This is a genomic window from Motiliproteus sp. (assembly GCF_965230735.1).
GTDB lineage: Bacteria > Pseudomonadota > Gammaproteobacteria > Pseudomonadales > Balneatricaceae > Motiliproteus.
In genome coordinates this window covers 1717275-1731811 of record NZ_OZ246016.1, presented here as the reverse complement: position 1 = coordinate 1731811, position 14537 = coordinate 1717275, and the positions used below count along the sequence as shown (strand labels likewise).

The following is a 14537-nucleotide window of genomic DNA, read 5'->3' as shown; positions in this document are numbered from 1 at the left end:
ACATAACAACGTACCACCAGAGGGATAAACATGAGCATCAACGACCTGTACGGTTCTGACTCGAAGCGCGAAAACTTTTTCACCGCCGCTCTTGCCGATATCGATCCGTCGATCAAAGCCTCGGTAGACCGTGAATTCGACCGCCAGGAGCGCCAGATCGAGCTGATCGCCTCCGAGAACATCGTCTCTAAAGCGGTCATGCAGGCCCAGGGCACTGTACTGACCAACAAGTACGCCGAAGGCTACAGCGGTCGTCGTTACTACGGCGGTTGCGAATACGTCGACGAAGTTGAGTCCCTGGCTATCGATCGCGCCAAGCAGCTGTTCAACTGCGAATACGTTAACGTTCAGCCCCACTCCGGCGCCCAAGCTAACGGCGCGGTGATGATGGCACTGCTGCAGCCGGGTGACACCATCCTCGGCATGTCTCTGGACGCCGGTGGCCACCTGACCCACGGCGCCCGTCCGGCTCAGTCCGGCAAGTGGTTCAACGCCGTTCAGTACGGTGTTAGCGAAGCCGATTGCCGCATCGACTACGACGCCATCGAAGCCCTGGCGGTTGAGCACAAGCCGAAGCTGATCATCGCCGGTGGTTCCGCCATCCCGCGCGAAATCGACTTTGCCCGTTTCCGTGAGATCGCCGACAAGGTAGACGCCTACCTGATGGTCGACATGGCCCACATCGCCGGCCTGATTGCCACTGGCAAACACCCGAGCCCGATGCCTTACGCCGACGTGGTCACCACCACCACCCACAAGACCCTGCGTGGTCCCCGTGGCGGCATGATCCTGTCCAACAACCTGGAGCTGGGCAAGAAGATCAACTCGGCGGTATTCCCGGGCCTGCAAGGCGGTCCGCTGATGCACGTGATCGCGGCGAAAGCGGTTGCCTTCGGTGAAGCCCTGCAGCCGGAATTCAGCGACTACATCCAGAACGTACTGGACAACGCCCGCACCCTGGCCGAAGTCATGGTCGAGCGCGGCTGCGACATCGTTACCGGCGGTACCGATACCCACCTGATGCTGGTCGACCTGCGCCCGAAAGGCCTCAAGGGTAACGCCGTTGAAGAGAGCCTGGAGCGCGCCGGTATCACCTGTAACAAGAACGGCATCCCGTTCGACCCGGAAAAGCCGATGGTTACCTCCGGTATCCGTCTGGGCACCCCGGCCGGCACCAGCCGCGGCTTCGGTGTCGACGAGTTCCGTCGCATCGGCCACCTGATCAGCGATGTGCTGGACGGTCTGGCTGAAAACCCGGAAGACAACAGCAAGGTAGAGCAGCAGGTCCGCGACGAGATCGAAAACCTGTGCAAGCGTTTCCCGCTCTACCGCTAAAAAGACCAATGTTGCCGGTATCTATCAGGCTGCCGGCAACCCTAACCCTCTAATTAACAAGATCTAATTCAGGAACAGAACGATGAGCAATATCCCAACTAACCTGCGTTTTGCCAAGAGCCACGAATGGGTACTGGATAACGGCGACGGTACCGTAACCGTTGGTATTTCCGACCACGCCCAAGAACTGCTCGGCGATGTCGTTTTCGTTGAAATTCCCGAAGAAGGCCGTGAAGTCGAAGCTGGCGAAGAGTTCTCACTGGTTGAGTCTGTCAAAGCGGCTTCCGACGTTTACAGCCCGGTCAGCGGCGAGATCATCGCGATCAACGAACTGCTGGAAGAAGCTCCGGAAACCATCAACGAAGATCCGTACGGCGAAGCTTGGCTGGCCAAGATCAAACTGTCCGATGCCGACGCCCTGAACGCACTGATGGATGCGGCTACCTACTCCGATCTGATCGCACAGAGCGAGTAAGCCCTCCCAACGCGCAGCCCAAAGGAGTCAAACTTCTTACGGCTGCGCGCTACAGAACGGATAACACGACCGAACTGACAGGTTAATTAGTTATGAATGCGACCTCCCTACCCCGCCTGAATGCGCTGGCCAACGCGCTGGAATTCACCGATCGCCACCTGGGCCCCGATGCTGCCCAGCGTAGTGAAATGCTGAGCTACCTCGGCCTGGAATCGATCGAACAGTTGATCGACCAGACCGTCCCTGAAGCGATCCGCCTAGACCAGCCACTGGCGCTGGCTGATGGCAAAAGTGAAGCACAGGTGTTGGAGTATCTGGGTCAGGTCGCAGACAAGAACCAAGTCAACAAATCCTACATCGGTAGCGGTTACTACAACTGCCGCGTTCCGAATGTGATCCTGCGCAACGTGCTGGAGAACCCAGGTTGGTACACCGCCTACACGCCTTACCAGCCGGAGATCGCCCAGGGCCGTCTCGAAGCACTGCTGAACTTCCAGCAGATGGTAATGGACCTGACCGGTATGGATCTGGCCAACGCCTCGATGCTGGATGAAGCCACCGCCGCCGCCGAAGCGATGGCGCTGTGTAAGCGTTCCAACCGTAAGAAGAGCAACCTGTTCCTGGTTTCCGACCAGGTACACCCGCAGACCATCGACGTCATCAAGACCCGTGCCGAATACTTCGGCTTCGAGATCCTGGTTGGCGATATCGACACCCTGCTCGACGAGCAGGACGCCTTTGGCATTCTGGTGCAGTACCCGACCACCGAAGGTAACGTCGTCGACATCAAGCCGCTGATCGATCGTGCTCACGAGAAGAAGGCACTGGTTTCCGTTGCCGCCGATCTGCTCAGCCTGGTGCTGCTGCAATCACCGGGTGAGCTGGACGCCGACGTGGTGTTTGGTTCTGCCCAGCGCTTCGGCGTACCGATGGGCTTCGGTGGCCCGCACGCTGCCTTCTTCGCCACCCGCGAGAAGTACAAGCGTTCTACCCCTGGCCGTATCATCGGTCAGTCCATCGACAGCAAAGGCGCCCCGGCGCTGCGGATGGCGATGCAGACTCGTGAGCAGCACATCCGCCGCGAGAAAGCGACCTCTAACATCTGTACCGCCCAGGCACTGCTGGCCAACATGGCCGGTTTCTACGCCATCTACCACGGTCCGGAAGGTCTGAAGCGGATCGCCGAGCGCGTTCACCGCCTGACCACCATCCTGGCTAAGGGCCTGATCGAGCGTGACATCACCCTGGCCCACGATAACTGGTTCGACACCCTGACCCTGGTCGTCGGTCGTCAGCAGGAAGCGATCGCCAAGCGCGGTTACCACGCCGGTATCAACCTGCGTCTGGTTGGTGATGACAAGCTCGGCATCAGCCTCGACGAAACCACCAGCGCCGCCGATATTGAGCAGCTGTGGGAAGTGATCCTGGGTGTTGGCCACGGTCTGGACATCGATCTGTACGACAGCGCCCTGAGCGCTGGTTCCAGTGACGGTATCCCGGCTGAGCTGCGTCGTACTTCCGAGTTCCTGACCCACCCGGTATTCAACAGCTACCACTCCGAAACCGAGATGCTGCGCTACCTGAAGCGTCTGGAAAACAAAGACTTCAGCCTGACCCACGGCATGATTCCGCTGGGTTCGTGCACCATGAAACTGAACGCCAGCGCCCAGATGATTCCGCTGAGCTGGCCCCAGTTCGCCAACATCCACCCGTTCGCGCCGCGCGATCAGGTCCAGGGCTACATGCAGCTGATCGACGAGCTCGAAGCGATGCTGGTCGAGGTGACCGGTTACGACAAGGTCTCGATGCAGCCCAACTCCGGTGCTCAGGGCGAATACGCCGGTCTGCTGGCGATCCGCAAGTACCAGGAGAGCATCGGTGAAGGTCACCGCGACATCTGCCTGATCCCAAGCTCCGCCCACGGTACCAACCCGGCATCTGCCGCGATGGCCGCGATGAAGGTGGTTGTGGTTGAGTGTGACGAGCTGGGTAACGTCGATATCGACGACCTGAAGGCCCAGGCCGAAGCCCACAAAGATGATCTGTCCTGCCTGATGATCACCTACCCGTCCACCCACGGGGTGTACGAGGAAGGCATCAAGCAGATCTGCGACATCGTTCACGACAACGGTGGTCAGGTCTACATGGACGGCGCCAACATGAACGCCCAGGTCGGTCTGTCCAAGCCGGGACTGATCGGTTCCGACGTCTCCCACCTGAACCTGCACAAGACCTTCGCTATCCCGCACGGTGGTGGTGGTCCGGGCATGGGTCCGATCGGTGTCAAGAGCCACCTGGCGCCGTTCCTGCCAAACCACGCCGTCAGCCCGATCGAAGGCCCGCTGGCCTCCATGGGTGCGGTCTCCGCGACCCCGTTTGGTAGCGCCTCGATCCTGACCATCTCCTGGGCCTACTGTGCCCTGCTGGGTGCCCAGGGTCTGCAGAAGTCCACCGAGGTGGCGATTCTGAACGCCAACTACCTGACCGAGAAGCTGTCGGCGCACTACCCGATTCTGTACCGCGGCCGTAACGATCGCGTCGCTCACGAGTGCATCGTCGACATCCGTCCGCTGAAAGAAGCGTCCGGCATCTCCGAAGAGGATATCGCCAAGCGTCTGATGGACTTCGGTTTCCACGCCCCGACCATGAGCTTCCCGGTTGCCGGCACGCTGATGGTGGAGCCGACCGAGTCCGAGTCCAAGGCCGAGCTGGATCGCTTTATCGAAGCGATGCTGACGATCCGTGAAGAGATCCGTCAGGTGCAGGAAGGCGAGCTGGATGCAGACAACAACCCGCTCAAGAACGCGCCCCACACCCAGGCCGATATCGTTGCAGCCGAGTGGGATCGTCCCTACTCGCGCGAGCAGGCGGTGTTCCCGGTTCCGAGCTTGAAACTCAACAAGTTCTGGCCGTCCAGCAACCGGATCGACAACGTCTACGGCGACCGTAACTTTATCTGTAGCTGCCCGTCGATCGACAGCTACCGAGACTGAACTCCGTACCGGCCCGGGATGATCTCCCGGGCCGGTACAACCAGAGGGCCTTGGGCCGCGGCGCTACGGGTGAATCTACCCTGATACGTCGCCTGCTAGCACTCCCAGCCGCGGTCATTTTTTTAGCCCCTAAGAGTTCTGCTATACCAACAACTGACAACCAATAAAAAACTGAGATAGAGAGCCATTTAGACACAACTATCGAATCCTTTTTTTACTTTTCAGCCATACCGGCTCGGGCCTACCAAGGCGGTCGACTGGAAATGCTCAAAACAGCCGCTCACAAGGCGGCATAACTATAAAAACCATGAGGGTAAAACTATGGAGATGCTCACTGGAGTGATCGAAACGATAAACGGCATCGTCTGGGGACCGATGATGCTGGTTCTGATTCTGGGTGTAGGCTTGTTCCTGCAACTGGGTCTGAAACTCTTACCGATTCTGAAACTGGGAACCGGTATCAAACTGATGTGGGGTGGCCGTTCGGCCCGTAAAGGTGAGGACCAGGAGGGTGAGATCTCCCCGTTCAACGCCTTGATGACCGCCCTGTCCGCTACCGTCGGTACCGGTAACATCGCTGGTGTTGCTACCGCCATCTTCCTGGGTGGTCCGGGCGCACTGTTCTGGATGTGGTGTACCGCCCTGGTCGGTATGGCAACCAAGTTCTCTGAAGCCGTTCTGGCTGTGAAATACCGCGAAGTCGACGAAGAAGGCAACCACGTTGGTGGCCCGATGTACTACATCAAGAACGGTCTGGGCAGCAAGTGGGCCTGGATGGGTACGCTGTTCGCCATCTTCGGTACCATCGCCGGTTTCGGTATCGGTAACACCGTACAATCCAACTCCGTTGCCAGCGTCATCGAGTCCAATTTCGGCGTGCCGATGTGGGTCTCTGGTGTGGTTCTGATGGTTCTGACCGCGGCGGTTCTGATCGGTGGTATCAAACGTATCGGTAACGTTGCCGGTTACCTGGTACCCTTCATGGCGATCGCTTACCTGCTGGCCGGTCTGACTGCCCTGGCGGTTAATGCCGATGCCATCCCGGCTGCTTTCGATCTGGTCTTCACCCACGCCTTCTCTCCGGTTGCCGCTCAAGGTGGCTTCGCCGGCGCTGCTGTCTGGGCTGCTATCCGCTTTGGTGTAGCCCGTGGTGTCTTCTCCAACGAAGCCGGTCTGGGTAGTGCCCCGATCGCTCACGCTTCTGCACAGACCAAAGATCCGGTTCGTCAGGGTCTGATCGCGATGCTGGGTACCTTCATCGATACCATCATCATCTGTTCCATCACCGGTCTGGTTATCATCACCTCCGGCGTTTGGACCAGCGGTGATTCCGGTGCGGCGCTGACCTCTGCGGCCTTTGCCGGTGCCCTGCCGGGCGTAGGTAACTACCTGGTTGCCATCTCTCTGGCTATCTTCGCCTTCACCACCATCCTTGGTTGGAGCGTCTATAGTGAGCGTTGTGCTGAGTACCTGTTCGGCGTCAAGATTATCAAGCCGTTCCGCCTGCTGTGGATCCTGGCCGTTCCGGTCGGTACCGTTGTCAGCCTCGACTTCGTCTGGCTGCTGGCTGATACCCTGAACGCCATGATGGCGATCCCGAACCTGATCGCACTGGCGCTGCTGAGCCCGGTTGTGTTCAAGCTGGCTCGCGAGTACTTTGCTCGTCAAGAAAACGACGGTGAAGCGGCTGAATCTAAGTCCTAAGGACTTGAAACCCGGAGCTTAATGCTCCCCCCTGGAACCGTGCTTGGCTCACGGGCACGGTTCCTCCCCTCGGGGAAACGAACTTTTGGTTTGCTTGAGCGCATCGATCGGTGTGCTGAATCAAACCCAAACCAGGCCTGGACTTGATCCAATAGACCCGGGCCGGACAACAAACAACAGTCACTAAACTGCTTGCAGGAGACACCCATGTCACAGAACGAACAAGCCCTGGCTAAAACAGCCCTGTACGATCTTCATGTTGAACTGGGCGCCAAGATGGTGCCGTTCGCCGGTTACGAAATGCCGGTTCAATACCCGCTGGGTGTCAAGAAAGAGCACAACCATACCCGTGAGCAGGCCGGCCTGTTCGACGTTTCCCACATGGGTCAGGTGCTGCTGCACGGCGAAGGCGCCGCCGCAGCGCTGGAGAAGCTGGTTCCGGTCGACATCATCGACCTGCCGGCCGGCAAGCAGCGTTACGCCCTGTTCACCAACGATGCCGGCGGCATCATGGACGACCTGATGGTCAGCAACCTGGGCGACAAGCTGATGGTTGTGGTAAACGCTGCATGCAAGGAGCAGGATATCGCTCACATGCGCGCCAACCTGGGTGAAGGCGTTGAGATCGAAGTTCTCGAAGACCGTTCCCTGCTGGCACTGCAGGGCCCGAAAGCCGTTGACGCCCTGGCGCGCCTGCAGCCGTCCGTCACCGAGATGGTCTTCATGGACTTCCAAACCATCCAGATCAACGGCATCGACTGCTACATCGGCCGTGCCGGTTACACCGGTGAAGACGGCTTCGAGATCTCCGTGCCGTCCAGCCAAGCCACCGAGCTGGCCAAAGCACTGCTGGAGCAGCCGGAAGTCGAAGCCATCGGCCTGGGCGCCCGTGACTCCCTGCGTCTGGAAGCCGGTCTGTGCCTGTACGGCAATGACATCGACACCACCACCACCCCTTACGAAGCCAGCCTGCTGTGGGCAATCAGCAAGAACCGTCGCCTGGAAGGTGAGCGTGAAGGTGGCTTCCCGGGTGCAGAAACCGTACTGGCACAGATCCAGGAGAAGAAGGCCGATCGCAAGCGCGTGGGCCTGCTGGGTCAGGGCCGTGCACCGGTTCGTGAGGGCACCGAGCTGGTCAACGCCCAGGGCGAAACCATCGGTACCGTCACCAGCGGCACCTTCGGCCCGACCGCCGGTGCACCGGTTGCGATGGGCTACGTTGCCTTTGACTATGCCGCGATCGATACCGAAGTCTTCGCCGTGGTCCGTGGTAAGCAACTGCCGATGACCGTTGCCAAGACCCCATTCGTACCGCAGCGCTACTACCGCGGTTAACGTTTGCGTGGCTAATTAAGAGCACCTAGGCTCGCCCAACCGCTGCTGGTTCCTTTCGGGCAAACAGCAGCGGTTGCTATATCCCGAAGTAAACCACCCCTTATTCAACCTGTCTTCAGCGGATCTCATCCGTTGCGGACACTCGTGCAGCGGCCCCAGGCAATTCAGCCTGTTCAATAGAACTTACAGCCGCATTTGGTGTTAATCCCGGAGGCACCTATGGAACTGATCGAAACCGTTGAACTGAAGCAGCTAAAAGGCGAATCCAAGATGTCGCGGCTGAAGATCAAGCCCGATCCAGAGCGTCAGCGTCTCCGTAAGCCGGAATGGATTCGGATCGACGCCCGCAGTAACGCGAATGTCTCCAAGGTTAAAGCCGAATTGCGCGAGAAAAAATTGCACACCGTTTGCGAGCAGGCCTCCTGCCCTAACCTGGCCGAATGCTTCAGCAAGCGTACCGCCACCTTCATGATCATGGGCGCCATCTGCACCCGTCGCTGCCCGTTCTGCGATGTGGCCCACGGTAAGCCGATGGCGCTGAATCCGGAAGAACCCCTTGAGGTCGCCAACACGATTACCAAGCTGGGACTGGCCCACGCGGTAATCACCTCGGTCGACCGTGATGACCTGCGTGACGGCGGTGCGGCCCATTTCAGCGCCTGTGTCCGTGAAAATCGTCGCCTGAACCCGCAGACCCGGATCGAAATTCTGGTGCCGGATTTTCGCGGCAAACTCGATCGCGCTCTGGAAGAACTCGCCCAGGACGCGCCCGATATCCTCAACCACAACCTGGAAACCGTACCCCGGCTCTACGCCAGCTGCCGCCCCGGCGCCAGCTACCAGGGCTCTCTGGAGCTGCTGTCGCGTTACAAGCAGCAACACCCGGAAGTAGCAACCAAGTCCGGTCTGATGGTCGGTCTGGGAGAGACCTTGGAAGAGATCGTTGACGTGATGAAAGACCTGCGAGCCCATGACGTCAGCATGCTGACCATCGGCCAGTACCTGCAACCCAGTCGCCACCACCTGGCGGTTGAGCGTTATGTGACGCCGGCGGAGTTCAAGCAGCTGGAGCAGACCGGCTATGAGCTGGGCTTCGAGAGTGTGGCCGCCGGCCCGATGGTGCGCTCGTCCTACCACGCAGACCGTCAAGCCGATGGCCAGCGAGTGGACTGAAACGTCGTCAGTTTTTCACAGAGGTAATACCATGCAATCACTGAATCTGGTCAGTCTGACATCCGGTTCTCACCCTGCCGAGCTGGTGTCGGAACCAAGCTTGGCCGAGTTGAATCTGCAAGGTAACCACGACGATCAACGCTTGATGATCGCGCTGGGTGAAACCCTTGGCTGTCCCCGCCCGGTTAACCCCAAAGGGATTAGCCGTTGCCGGGACCTACTGTTGGTTTGGCTCGATCACGAAGAAGTGATTGCCATTGCTCATCCACGTTTTGGCTATGATCTCGAAAGCGGACTTCGTGCCGTACTGGGAGAGCAGATCGAGGTGGAACTAATCCCGGATACCAGCTTGCACCTGAGCGTTGATAGCGGCATCTGGTCTACCCTGCAAGCCCTGGAGCATCATACGATCGATGAGGCGCATCTGGGTAACCAGCCGGACTCATTGTGCATCCGCCCCAGCGCGGCTTGTGGTGAGCTTAGCCTATTACTCAAGCAGCAAGATCACGAGCTGTTCCAGCGCTGGATACAGCAACTCAGCCATTAAATCCGATCCGCCAAGTGCCGCCCTATCAATGAGCCAAAGCCAGATCAGCTGGCTTTGGCCAGGGCAAGTGGCCCGTTGTTCAACCCGACTCCCTCTTTACCCGCTAGTCAGCCCTAACAGGCATTCTCCATAACCCTAGTTGGCAACAGCTCTAGCAACTCTGCTTAACAGCAAGTGCTTGATTATGTGCAGCAGAAGATAGCATTGAATAAAGCAGCTCGGATAAGCCCAATAGCGGATGGACCTGGGTATTCTTCCCAGTCAAACTAGCACCTGAAACCATCGAAAATAAGCCTTGTATGCCGACGCTGATCCAGCTTTCTGACTGTCACCGTTACCTCACCGTGTATCAAAGCGGTCCGCTTTCGGTCGCTGAAATCAAGCAGGCGCGTATCGACTCTGCAGGCTTCTACAGCGATTGCGATCGCGTCCTGGTGGATTATCGCAAAGCGGATTTGAGCCCGTTAACGCTGCTTGAACTAGACAACCTGGCGATGGAGTTCAAACAGGATTTGCCCCACTGTAGACAGATGGCGATCGTGCGAACCCTCGGTTCCGATGATAGCTATTACGCGCATCTGGCCAACGTCTGCACCATCGGAGATGTCGAGACCCGAGTCTTCGAATCATCCGGCCAAGCTCTTGATTGGCTATTAATGGACTAGTAGAGCGACAAAAGCTGCACACGCGCCAACCCCCAGCTTGATTTTTAAACCAAACAAAAATAATAGGGATAAACGAAGAAAATTGGTGGAGCCTAGCGGGATCGAACCGCTGACCTCAACACTGCCAGTGTTGCGCTCTCCCAGCTGAGCTAAGGCCCCACGACTTCCGGATGGAAGAAAGATGGCGTCCCATAGGGGGTTCGAACCCCTGTTACCGCCGTGAAAGGGCGGTGTCCTAGGCCACTAGACGAATGGGACGCTACGGTACACTTGATTAAGTGTACATTCTGCAAATTCTTAACCGAGTGGAAAGAATTGGTGGAGCCTAGCGGGATCGAACCGCTGACCTCAACACTGCCAGTGTTGCGCTCTCCCAGCTGAGCTAAGGCCCCGTGCAAAACGTGGGCGTATTCTATAGGCACTTAGGTGGGGGGATCAAGGGATTTTTAAAGAAAAATCAGACTAAAATCGAGGCGATAAAATGACCGAATTCAAGCTCAAATATCGACCGAATTTCAATTGATCAATCCTTAATCTAACCCTCAATTTCCAACGAGCGAACCAGGTCCTGAAACTTCTCCCGGTTGTCGTCGTTAAGTTCCATCAACGTTCGATGGGCGTCCAACACACAGGATCTGACGTTCTCCTCCGAGTCCTGAAGTACATCCAACTCCTGCAAGGCCGTCTGCCCTTCAAAAGCTTCCTGAATCAGGATAAAGACACGATCAAAGCCCATGCTCAGCAGAACACGAGTGATGTCTTCATTGGTGGAGATAATGGTGGGAAGCTGCTGATAACGCTGCTTCATGCGGACTGAAATCTTAGCCAACAACCCCAACGACGTACTGTCGATCCCTTCCGTCTCGGTCAGATCGATCAATACCGTCTTAAAATTGTCGTTATCCAGCGTTGAAGCCAGAAACTGGTCCAGAGTAGAACACAGAGTCAATCGGACATCGCCGACAAACTTCAGTACATAGTTGCCGTCTTGCTCGGCAAACAGAATTTTTCCGCTCGACATGGTAGCCGTTATAACCGTCTGGTAACACTGAGCGCGGCGATATCATCCGGCGCGTCATCCACATGATCAATACCCAGCTTCCTTGCCAGATCGTCAAGGTCATCATAGCCCTGCGCTGCAACATCCAGCAAGCACTTTTCCTTGGCTTTGAGGTCCGGCTGATCCAGAACCTCCAAGACACCATCAGAAAATAGCGTCAGACTGAATTCGTCCTCCAGCTCGACAATCCGTCCTTCGAACTCGGCATCATCAAACAGCCCCACCGGCATGCCGCAACCGCCCAGGTATTCGGCCCGATCACCCTGCCGTAGAATCGGCATGGGGAAATGACCTCCAACCCCGTACTGAAGGGTGTTTTCGATTCGATCCAGCAGGCCGACAAAGATCGTCATGTGCTTACCCAGCCCTGTATCCAGCAGCTCCTTATTGACCCGTGCCAACACATCGGTAGGCGACAGGATATGGAAACTGGAACCGCGATTGTAATTGCGCAGCAGGCGATTGGTCATGTTCTTCAGCAACACGGTCACAAAAGCCGAGGAGGCACCGTGCCCTGAAATATCGGCCAGATAAAACATCGACAGGGATTCGGAGATACGGAAGTAATCGACAAAGTCACCACTGAGAAACAGTGAGGGTTTGATCCGATACTCGAAGTGGTAATCGTTGATAACGATCTGATTGGAGGGCAGCATCTTCAGCTGCACCTGGCGCCCTGCCTGCTGGTCCTCTTTCAGCAGGGCCAAGCTCTGCTCAAGCTCGTCGCGGAAGTACTGACTCTGGTTCAACAGCTCAGCACGTTCCAGATTGCGGCTCAGGATATGATCAACTGTGTTTCGATCAGTAATCGGCAAAGCCAGCAGATCCGAAGCGCCGCCAGCAAGCAGTTCCATCACATCGTCGGTTGCAGAGGTCTTCACCAATGCAATGGTCGGGCAGGGCTGAATCGCCTGACTGGCCTGGCTCAAAAAATCCGGCTCAGTCGCCCAATCCGGCTGGGCAATCAGCAGCAACGGCGGTCTTTTCTGTATAGCCTCAAGCGCTTTCGAAGGGTCATCAAAGACTTCCAGCTGTAGCGTGCTATCTGCACCAAGCTGTTCTATCAGACTCCCGACACCGGGATAGGATTCGCTATCGGCAACCAGCATACAGTAACGTGCGCTACTCATAACGTCCCGCGTCCCCTCACTCCACACTCTGGCAACCACACTCTGACCGCCAACCGTGGCTAACATACTTCATAGGACGAAATTAGAAATCGTCCTCATCACCGAACTCGTCATTGATCATACCATCGTTGACTTGGAATTCACGGCGCTGCAGATAGGCATCACGGATAAAGCTATAGCGATCGCCGCTAATCAGGCCTTCAGTCTCAATTAAGCCAGCACGTCGATCAACCGCCCACAGAGCGACCATGCTCCAGTAGTAACGATCCTGCTCCATCTGCGACGTCGGATGGATCATTACATTCGGATACCAGGCGATCCCGTCCCGGACGTTGCTTGGCCCTAAGAACGGCAATACCAGATAGGGGCCAGTAGGCACACCCCAATACCCCAATACTTGGCCGAACTCCTCATCCTGCTTGGGAATTCCCATTGGCGTGGCCACATCGATCAGGCCTCCCAAACCAAAGAAGGTATTAGCCACAACTCGACTCGTATCCTGAGCTGCATTATGCATTTTCAGCTGCAGCACATTACTAACCAGTGAGACAAAGTCGTCAAGGTTACCAAAGAAATTACTGACTCCGGTCTGAACCGCTTCCGGTGTCACCGCGATATAACCTTTTGTTACCGGCAGCAGCAGGTTGCGATCAAAGAACTCATTAAACTCGAAAATCTTGCGGTTAAACCCTTCCCAAGGATCTACTTCCTTGACTTCCTGCGCCTGCAGACTTAATGGCAGCATTAAACAGGCCAGCGCGACCAGCGCCCAAGATATACGTCGACCTTTCACAACATTCCCTTCAAATCTTATCTTTGTATCCTCCGACCGAGGACAACCGTAACCGGTAACCTAGCGGTAGACGATAGACAAGTCATTGATCCGAGTCCATTAAATATCCACAAAAAAGGGTTCCCGAAGGAACCCTTTTTATCGTCTTTAAGTTGTCAGGACAACTTAGAAGGACAGAGTGTACTCAAGAACCAGAGTGTCCTTGTTGCCAGCAGCTTCTGCATCGCTGTCGTAGAATGCGTAGTCAACACCTACGGAAGCTTTGGCACCCAGTGCGTAACGTACACCTACCAGAGTCTGCTTCTGCTCTTCAGCACCGTCTTCGTCACGGATGGTGTAGATACCAGCCAGAGTTACTTTGCCGAAGCTGTAAGAAGCAGCCAGGGAAGTGGTGTCTAGATCTGCAGCAGCAGTATCGTCATCCTTGTCGGAGTAAGTCGCACCCAGGTACAGATTTTCGATACCGTCATAAGACAGACCGAAAGTAGTGATAGTGATGTCGCCAGCACCGTCAGTAGCTTCCGGAAGGTCAAGTACACCAACAGAAGCGCCGAAGCCCATGCCGCTGTAGTTAACACCGTAGACCAGTGCGTCTACGTCATTGTTCTCGTCACCAGCAACGCGATCTTCAGCCGCACCGTCAGCACCAGCTACAATGTAAGCCTCGAAGCCGGAGAAGGTCGGAGTGATGTAACCAGCAGCACGACCAACACGGTCAGGAACCATGTGACCGAAAGCAGAGTCATTACCCAGGATATCGGTCTTGGCTTCCGCAGCGTTAGCCGGGTTGTTCATACGACCCAGAGCAACGATACCGAAGTCACCCTTCAGGTAAACGTTGGACTTACGTACGGATACGTCAGCAGAATCAGTGGTAGCATCGATATCGCCGTTACCGGAGAATTCCCACTCGAACTGGAAGCCAGTGGTCAGGCCTTCGATGTCGTTGTCGACAGTACCTTTAACACCCAGACGGGTCTTGGCCATTTTGTTTTCGAAAGTGCTATCGTCTTTGGCGATACCACGGTACTGAGCCACACCATACAGGGTAGCGTCAGCTTGAGCGATCATCGGAGCAGTCAGAGCGCCGGCAACAGCCAGAGCAATCAGTGACTTCTTCATGTAGTTTTCCCCTTCAATTTTTAACGTACTAGTAGTTAAAACGGTTTTAACTTCTGTGTGGCGCACCTCTCATCCATTCCCCAATGGACCTTACGAGAGATGCCCTGTATTCCAAGCGATTCCAACTCTAACCCAGCAATTTGGAAAAATGTAGGCCTGACAACAAAAAAAAGAGCCTTTTTGTCCATTTTTTTAACCGAAATTG

12 protein-coding genes and 3 tRNA genes are annotated in these 14537 nt (G+C 56.3%); 8 read left to right on the top strand and 7 right to left on the bottom strand.

All coding sequences use genetic code 11. The features are described 5' to 3' along the window. The first annotated feature begins 30 nt into the window (after nt 1-30). The 8 genes from glyA (at nt 31) to ACO05M_RS08040 (ending at nt 10227) form a co-directional block, all read left to right on the top strand. Nucleotides 31-1335 carry a serine hydroxymethyltransferase gene (gene glyA, locus ACO05M_RS08075; protein ID WP_421869975.1) on the top strand — a complete coding sequence of 435 codons (1305 nt, stop codon included), beginning with the start codon at nt 31-33 and terminating at the stop codon, nt 1333-1335. A gap of 82 nt (nt 1336-1417) precedes the next feature. After that, the gene (gcvH, locus tag ACO05M_RS08070; protein WP_114695930.1) at nt 1418-1810 is read left to right on the top strand and encodes a glycine cleavage system protein GcvH; all 393 of its coding nucleotides are present in this window, start codon (nt 1418-1420) and stop codon (nt 1808-1810) included. 92 nt (nt 1811-1902) lie between these two features. Continuing rightward, the gene (gene gcvP, locus ACO05M_RS08065; RefSeq protein WP_421869971.1) at nt 1903-4803 is read left to right on the top strand and encodes an aminomethyl-transferring glycine dehydrogenase; all 2901 of its coding nucleotides are present in this window, start codon (nt 1903-1905) and stop codon (nt 4801-4803) included. A 321-nt stretch (nt 4804-5124) separates the two neighbouring features. Then, nucleotides 5125-6507 (top strand): alanine/glycine:cation symporter family protein, encoded by a 1383-nt coding sequence (locus ACO05M_RS08060; RefSeq protein WP_421869968.1) that lies wholly within the window; start codon nt 5125-5127, stop codon nt 6505-6507. 207 nt (nt 6508-6714) lie between these two features. Beyond that, nucleotides 6715-7842: a glycine cleavage system aminomethyltransferase GcvT gene (gene gcvT, locus ACO05M_RS08055; RefSeq protein ID WP_421869965.1), complete on the top strand. Its 1128-nt coding sequence runs from the start codon at nt 6715-6717 to the stop codon at nt 7840-7842. Between the two features lie 219 nt (nt 7843-8061). Further along, a complete protein-coding gene (lipA, locus tag ACO05M_RS08050; RefSeq protein WP_421869962.1) occupies nt 8062-9015 on the top strand; it encodes a lipoyl synthase in 954 nt (317 codons plus the stop codon). Between the two features lie 31 nt (nt 9016-9046). Then, complete coding sequence (locus ACO05M_RS08045) at nt 9047-9562, top strand: hypothetical protein (RefSeq protein WP_421869958.1); 516 nt, start codon at nt 9047-9049, stop codon at nt 9560-9562. Nucleotides 9563-9861: 299 nt separating this feature from the next. Then, the gene (locus ACO05M_RS08040) at nt 9862-10227 is read left to right on the top strand and encodes a hypothetical protein (protein ID WP_421869955.1); all 366 of its coding nucleotides are present in this window, start codon (nt 9862-9864) and stop codon (nt 10225-10227) included. Between the two features lie 83 nt (nt 10228-10310). On the opposite strand, the gene ACO05M_RS08035 is transcribed toward ACO05M_RS08040, so the two are convergent. From ACO05M_RS08035 to ACO05M_RS08005, 7 genes are all read right to left on the bottom strand, one after another. Beyond that, nucleotides 10311-10386 (bottom strand) — tRNA-Ala (locus tag ACO05M_RS08035). Nucleotides 10387-10409: 23 nt separating this feature from the next. Next, nucleotides 10410-10485 (bottom strand) — tRNA-Glu (locus ACO05M_RS08030). 58 nt (nt 10486-10543) lie between these two features. After that, nucleotides 10544-10619: transfer RNA gene (locus ACO05M_RS08025), tRNA-Ala, on the bottom strand. A gap of 143 nt (nt 10620-10762) precedes the next feature. After that, nucleotides 10763-11248, bottom strand: a complete 486-nt coding sequence (locus ACO05M_RS08020; protein ID WP_421869952.1) for an STAS domain-containing protein — start codon at nt 11246-11248, stop codon at nt 10763-10765. A gap of 8 nt (nt 11249-11256) precedes the next feature. Beyond that, on the bottom strand, nt 11257-12417 hold the full coding sequence (locus ACO05M_RS08015; protein ID WP_421869949.1) for a PP2C family protein-serine/threonine phosphatase: 1161 nt from the start codon (nt 12415-12417) through the stop codon (nt 11257-11259). A gap of 82 nt (nt 12418-12499) precedes the next feature. Further along, nucleotides 12500-13210, bottom strand: coding sequence for an MlaA family lipoprotein (locus ACO05M_RS08010; RefSeq protein WP_421869946.1), 711 nt, complete (start codon nt 13208-13210; stop codon nt 12500-12502). Between the two features lie 165 nt (nt 13211-13375). Beyond that, nucleotides 13376-14332 (bottom strand): porin, encoded by a 957-nt coding sequence (locus ACO05M_RS08005; RefSeq protein WP_421869943.1) that lies wholly within the window; start codon nt 14330-14332, stop codon nt 13376-13378. Nucleotides 14333-14537: the final 205 nt, after the last annotated feature.